Here is a 2,445-nt window from a genome sequence, read left to right on the forward strand (position 1 = left end):
TACAAATACGGGAGATAAAAAAAGCCGCCAAGTGATCAGACGCGCCATTCGTCAAAATCCTGACGGTGTCATCTGTGTCACAGGCTGCTACGCGCAAACCTCACCTGCTGAGATTATGGCGATCCCCGGTGTCGACATTGTAGTTGGAACACAGGACCGTGAAAAAATGCTTGGCTACATTGACCAATACCGAGAAGAACGCCAGCCGATTAATGGCGTCAGCAACATCATGAAAGCAAGAGTATATGAAGAGCTTGATGTGCCTGCTTTCACGGACCGCACAAGAGCGTCATTGAAAATACAGGAGGGCTGCAATAATTTCTGCACATTCTGTATCATTCCGTGGGCGAGAGGCCTGCTCCGCTCCCGCGACCCTGAAGAAGTCATTAAACAAGCGCAGCAGCTTGTTGATGCCGGATATAAGGAAATTGTTCTTACGGGTATTCATACAGGCGGCTACGGCGAAGATATGAAAGATTACAACTTCGCGAAGCTTTTGAGCGAATTAGACACCCGTGTGGAAGGCGTGAAACGGATCAGAATTTCTTCAATCGAAGCCAGCCAAATCACTGACGAAGTGATCGAGGTCTTAGACCGCTCAGATAAGATAGTGAATCATTTGCATATTCCTATCCAATCCGGATCAAACACAGTGCTTAAACGGATGAGACGCAAATATACAATGGAATTCTTTGCAGACCGTTTAAATAAATTGAAAAAAGCACTGCCAGGCTTAGCTGTTACTTCTGATGTCATCGTCGGATTCCCTGGAGAAACAGAAGAAGAATTTATGGAAACCTATAACTTTATTAAAGAACATAAATTCTCTGAACTGCATGTTTTCCCTTACAGTAAGCGTACAGGAACACCAGCTGCGCGAATGGAAGACCAAGTGGATGAAAACGTGAAAAACGAACGTGTGCACCGCCTGATTGCTCTTTCTGACCAGCTTGCAAAAGAATACGCTTCTCAGTATGAAAATGAAGTGCTTGAGATTATCCCTGAGGAAGCGTTTAAGGAAACAGAAGAAGAAAATATGTTTGTCGGTTACACAGACAATTATATGAAGGTTGTTTTCAAAGGTACGGAAGATATGATCGGCAAAATCGTAAAAGTCAAAATCCTAAAAGCAGGTTATCCTTACAACGAAGGACAGTTTGTCCGTGTGGTTGAGGATGAAATAACTGAACACATGCGTTTGTCTTCTTAACCTAAAAAATCGGTGCATTAAAATGTACCGGTTTTTTATTTAGCCGGGATAAGAAGGTGAATCAATCGGTAAAACAAGTTTGTTAGCGGAAGAAATAAAAGAGCTGTTACTACATTAAATAAAAGACTGAAATGAGCAATCCTTTGGGCGGGATCGGGTGATAACTGCTCTACAAAGCCGGTCGCTGCGGTCAGAAAAGGCAATACTAGAGCCACCCCTAGCACGTTAAATACCACATGCGCATATGCTGTCTGTTTCGCCGCATATCCCCCGGATACAGCAGCCATGACAGCTGTAATGCATGTCCCGATATTGGATCCGAGTACGACGCTCATCGCCTGTGTCAGTCCGATAATCCCTTCATTCATAAAACTCATCAAAATGCCGATACAGACAGAACTGGAGTGAATGATGGCAGTTAACACCATCCCGATGAGCAAAGCGGACCAGTTTGAATCGTTAACATGGTATAGAACGTCGGCTCCCGTTTTCAGCTTTGTCAGCGGCCCGGCAAGATGGCTGAATCCGCTGATGCAAAAGAAGATGATGCCCAGTCCAAGGAAGCTTGTTCCCAGCTGTTTCAAAGGATGCCTGCCAGTCAGAAAAAACAATAAACCTCCTATTAAAAGAACCCAAATCAAAATATCCATTTTGATAGCAATAAATTCAGTTGTAAAAGTAGAGCCAACATTCGTCCCCAGAATCATTGGTATCGTCCGCTTAAAAGAAAGGACGCCCGCACTTACAAAGCCGATGACAATGACCATAAAAGCTGAACTGCTCTGAAGTATCCCCGTAAATACAATGCTGATAAGAAACGCTTTTAACGGATGGTCCGTAAATAAAAGCAAACGTTCTTCAATTTTTGAGTACGCCATTGAAATTAAGCCCTTTCGAAGCATGTTCATGCCTGCGAGAAAGAATAATATAAGAGCAGTAAAGCTAATCAGAATTAACATCCTATTCACCAACCCCTTTCTTTCATTATATAGACAGGCAGTCGCACTCATGACGGAAAAGTGAACTCACTTAGTTGACCTGACTGATGGCTTATATTATAATGTCAAAGTACATGTTTATATGTGTAACTTAAAGGTAGTCGATTGGTGTATTCGGAGGGAGGGAAAGAGAATGTCAAAAACGGTCGTTAGAAAAAACGAATCGCTTGAAGATGCTCTTCGTCGCTTCAAACGCAGTGTATCAAAGACAGGTACTTTGCAAGAAGCAAGAAAGCG

At 43.1% G+C, this 2,445-nt stretch carries 3 protein-coding genes; 2 read left to right on the plus strand and 1 reads right to left on the minus strand.

Annotation, left to right across the window (positions count from 1 at the left end):
* On the plus strand, positions 1–1,210 hold a 1,210-nt coding region (mtaB, locus tag RAC86_RS37795), incomplete at its 5' end, for a tRNA (N(6)-L-threonylcarbamoyladenosine(37)-C(2))-methylthiotransferase MtaB (RefSeq protein WP_377886870.1).
* 35 nt (positions 1,211–1,245) lie between these two features.
* Here mtaB and RAC86_RS37800 read toward each other — a convergent pair.
* Entirely contained in the window at positions 1,246–2,169 is a 924-nt protein-coding gene (locus RAC86_RS37800; RefSeq protein ID WP_128993165.1) for a Na/Pi symporter, read from the minus strand.
* 172 nt (positions 2,170–2,341) lie between these two features.
* Here RAC86_RS37800 and rpsU point away from each other — a divergent pair.
* Positions 2,342–2,445 (plus strand): 30S ribosomal protein S21 (gene rpsU / locus RAC86_RS37805; RefSeq protein WP_377886872.1); only part of this gene is annotated, 104 nt, incomplete at its 3' end.

The sequence above is a fragment of the Bacillus sp. LR_5 genome (assembly GCF_042709275.1).